This window comes from Deltaproteobacteria bacterium (assembly GCA_003194485.1).
GTDB lineage: Bacteria > Desulfobacterota > Dissulfuribacteria > Dissulfuribacterales > UBA3076 > UBA3076.
Window position 1 is genome coordinate 1 of sequence record PQXD01000054.1, and the last position, 4,294, is coordinate 4,294.

Consider the following 4,294-nt stretch of genomic DNA (forward strand, 5'->3'; position numbering starts at 1 on the left):
AGAGGGGGCAGGACATCCCCCATGTCAAAAGCCTTAAGAAAACAAGGGGCTGAAGTGTGAAGTGAAAAGAAATATCCCCTTCCTGTGAACGGTTACGTGGGACCACGGGTTCACCGGATATTTACTGCAGACATTCCTCAAACTGATGCAGTTCCTCCTGTAAATATACGGTGAACCCTTTATATCCTGCCTTGAAACCCGAAAATTCATAAGAATATTCACCATGTGTCCCCGGGTTTGAATTTTTTAGTTTAATGCTTGACAATTTGATAATACCACTATATCTTGTGATTTACATTTGATTATCTTCAATATATTGCAGTTATCTAAGTATAAGATGCGGAATTCTCAGAAAAAAACGCGAACTTCTATTATCAGCTAAGGGTATGTAATGGACCGAGCAGCAGAGCTTTCTATCCCCGTGATCGGTTGCTGACGCATTGATCGGAGGAAATAGGTAATGACAACAGTTATTGAGCATCACCAGGAGGCAATCAGCATTACTGGTTATATAGGCCTGACACAGATCAGAAAACGCGACCAGCGCCTGGTGCCGTTTGAGTCGTCAAAGATCACTTCTGCCATACTTAAGGCGGGGCGGGCTACCGGTGAATTCTCAGAGGATACTGCCCGGCGGCTCACGATCCGGGTTATAGGCCTTGCCCAGATGGTATTTCTGGATACCGTGCCAACGGTTGAGGAAATCCAGGACATGGTGGAAGAGGTGTTGTTGGCCTCGCCGTTCAAGAGGACGGCAAAGGCCTATATTCTCTACCGGGATCGGCATGCGAGCATTCGGGAGATGGTGGAAAAAGCCGACCTTGACCTGATAGAGCGCTATCTGGAGCGTCTGGACTGGAAGGTCCGGGAAAACAGCAATATGGCCTATTCTTTACAGGGATTGAACAACTATATCTCGAGTGAGGTCAGCAAGACTTACTGGCTCAGCAAGATTTACACTCCCGAGGTTCGCGAGGCCCATACATCCGGCGCACTCCATCTCCATGACCTCGGCCTGCTTTCCGTGTACTGCGTGGGGTGGGATCTCCATGACCTGCTGCGTTCCGGTTTCCGGGGGGCACCCGGCAAGGCCGAGAGCAGCCCTGCACGACACTTCAGGACCGCCCTCGGCCAGATTATCAATTTCTTTTACACCTTGCAGGGCGAGGCCGCAGGAGCACAGGCCTTTTCAAACTTTGATACCCTTTTGGCCCCCTTTATTCGCTGTGACGGCCTCAGCTACAAAGAGGTCAAGCAGGCATTGCAGGAATTCGTTTTTAACGTAAATGTGCCCACACGTGTTGGTTTTCAGACCCCCTTCACCAATGTTACGCTCGATCTGCAGCCGCCTGTCACGCTGGCTCAGGAAAATGTCATCATCGGCGGCGAGCCGCAAAGAGAGATCTATGCGGATTTTCAGCACGAAATGACCATGTTCAACAGCGCATTCCTTGAGGTGTTGGCAGAGGGTGATGCGAGAGACCGGGTCTTTACTTTCCCCATACCCACTTACAACATCGATCCCGGCTTCAACTGGGAAGCTCCGGGCCTGGAGCGGCTGTGGGAAGTCACGGCAAAATACGGCATTCCCTATTTTGCAAACTACGTGAACTCAGACATGTCGCCTGATGATGCCAGGTCGATGTGCTGCCGCCTGCGGCTGGACCTGCGTTCCCTTGAAAGGCGCGGCGGCGGGTTGTTCGGCGCTAATCCGTTGACCGGGTCTATCGGCGTGGTGACCATCAACATGACGCGCCTTGGCTACCTGTCCACTGGCGAAGACGACTTCTTCCGGCGTCTCGAACGGCTGATGGAGACTGCCAGGACGAGTCTTGAGACCAAACGCAAGGTGCTGGAGAATTTTACAGACAAGGGCCTCTATCCCTATACGAAATTTTATCTGCGCAATGTCAAGCAACATCAAGGCCAATACTGGTACAACCACTTTTCAACAATTGGTTTAACCGGAATGAATGAGGCCTGCCTCAACATGCTGGGCTGCGATATAGGAGCAAAAGAAGGTCTGGCCTTTGCCATCAGGGTCCTTGATTTCATGCGGGAGAAGCTCCGCCAGTTTCAGGAAGAGACCGGATATTATTATAACCTGGAGGCGACCCCTGCAGAAGGCGCGGCTTATCGCTTTGCCAAGCTGGACAGGGAGCGTTATCCTGATATCCTCAGCGCCAGCGAGGGGATAGCCGGTTCGAAACCCTTTTACACCAACTCAACACAGCTTCCGGTCAACTATACAGACGACATCTTCAGGGTGCTTGACCTGCAGGACGAGTTGCAGTCGCGATACACCGGCGGCACGGTTCTGCACATCTTCCTCGGAGAGGCCGCAGCCGACCCGCAGGCCGTGAAGGCATTTGTCCGCAAGGTCTGCGAAAACTATCGCCTGCCTTATTTCACTCTTACGCCGACATTTTCAGTCTGTCCCGCACATGGCTACCTTCTGGGCGAACAACACTGCTGCCCGAAGTGCGGCAAGGAGACGGAAGTCTATTCCCGCGTCGTCGGATACCTGCGGCCGGTCGGACAGTGGAACGAGGGCAAGCAGGCAGAATTTTCCTTGCGTAGTTATTATCATATATAAGAAATATGAGAGATTCATCGTGCGAATCGGCGGCCTGAATCCATTCAGCCTCAGCGACTTTCCAGGCCATGTGGCAGCGGTGGTTTTCACGCAGGGCTGTAATTTCCGCTGCCCGTATTGCCACAACGGCTCTCTGATTCCCATGGACCCTGCGACTGGCACCCTGATTCCCATGGAAGAGGTCTTTCGGTTTCTGGATATGCGGCGCGGACAACTAAATGGTGTGGCCGTAAGTGGCGGGGAACCAACACTGCAGCCTGATATTTCATCGTTTCTTCATCGCATCAGACTGATGGATTACCGGATCAAGCTGGATACAAACGGCAGCCGTCCGGAAGTCCTGGCCGGGTTGCTTGAGGAAGTCCTGGTGGACTTCATCGCCATGGACATCAAGGCCCCGTTTGGGCTTTACGACCGCCTGACCGGTGTACTTGCACCTGTAGAGCAACTGGAAAAAAGCATGGCGCTGATTGCCCAAAGCGGCATAGATCACGAGTTCCGGACAACGGTGGTAAAGCCTCTGTTGTCTGAGGAAGATCTGCAGGCAATCCGGTCGATGGTACCGCAGGGGTCAAGACATCGTCTTCAGGAATTCCGGCCCGAGAACGCCCTTGACCCTGTGTTTCGGGTTGCCGCTTCAGATCATCACCGATTTTCATTCAATGAATTCCAGCCCTGGACCGTTACCTGAAATTAGGGGTATTTATCTGTATGAAAATCAGTGATCATTTAAGCGATTAAATGATATGCGGCAGGAAACCGTAATTCCTATAGATCTTTTGGGCAGACGGTGAAGTAATAAAATCCAGAAACATTCCGGCATTATCAGGGTGCGGGGCATTTTTTAATTTGCATATATAATAATTCGTCCTGTCTCTCTGATCGATTCCTTCACCGGGCTCAACCACATCAAACTCGATGCCGGATGACCTTGCATGTATTGCTTCCGTTACCCATACGGGCCCCGCGTCAACCGTCTTTTTTACAATGCGCAGCGGGGTCTCCCTGTGGTGAACGACCGTAAAAATCGTCGTTCCTTCGGCACGCTTTTCCTCCATTATGCGACGGACAAGCCTGTCCCCGCCCGCCCGCCTGTACATATCCATAATCAGGAAGGCAATATCCTCGTTTTCAGGGTCGGGCTGCGAAATGCGGACATCATCACGTGCCAGGTCCATAACAGAATGTATCCCTGCGGGGTTTTCTTTCACCACCATCAAGGTCAACCTGTTATGCAGATACAGGTGATAGTCTCCCTTATCGATATGCCCGGACTGCTCCAGCATCTTCATTGCCTTTTCATTTACTGAGGTGTAGATATCCGGATAAATGTCCAATGTCTTGCCGCCAAAGACGGCGCCGCCTGACAAGATCTGCTTCAGCTCAAGCCCGGGGGGAAGGGTCTCGTAGAAAATGTTTTTGATATCAGGATATTCCTTTTGGAAGGCGGAGATGATCTCTTCCATTGCCATGAATTGATTCCCTGCCATAAAGAGGACAAGATCGGATGAATCCGCGATTTCCAGATTATGAAGATCATCCGACCTGTCAGATGGGATTACCGGAAGGTCTGGTAGTGTAAAATATTTTGTGTGAATTCTGAAAGGGTAGAAAAAGGCACTTTTCCTTGTAATGGTTTTGATCACCAAAAAATCAAACCGAAAGGAGAAGTGCCATGAACGTAGAAATCAGTGTACC

The 4,294-nt window shown here is 51.1% G+C and carries 3 protein-coding genes; 2 read left to right on the plus strand and 1 reads right to left on the minus strand.

Annotated elements, in window-relative coordinates; genetic code table 11:
• Window positions 1-460: 460 nt before the first annotated feature.
• Both C4B57_11730 and C4B57_11735 read left to right on the plus strand, forming a co-directional pair.
• Complete coding sequence (locus C4B57_11730; protein ID PXF50745.1) at window positions 461-2,596, plus strand: ribonucleoside triphosphate reductase; 2,136 nt, start codon at window positions 461-463, stop codon at window positions 2,594-2,596.
• A gap of 19 nt (window positions 2,597-2,615) precedes the next feature.
• Window positions 2,616-3,287 carry an anaerobic ribonucleoside-triphosphate reductase activating protein gene (locus C4B57_11735; protein PXF50746.1) on the plus strand — a complete coding sequence of 224 codons (672 nt, stop codon included), beginning with the start codon at window positions 2,616-2,618 and terminating at the stop codon, window positions 3,285-3,287.
• Between the two features lie 46 nt (window positions 3,288-3,333).
• Here the strand turns inward: C4B57_11735 and C4B57_11740 are convergent, their stop codons facing one another.
• A complete protein-coding gene (locus C4B57_11740) occupies window positions 3,334-4,086 on the minus strand; it encodes a molybdenum ABC transporter substrate-binding protein (protein PXF50747.1) in 753 nt (250 codons plus the stop codon).
• Window positions 4,087-4,294: the final 208 nt, after the last annotated feature.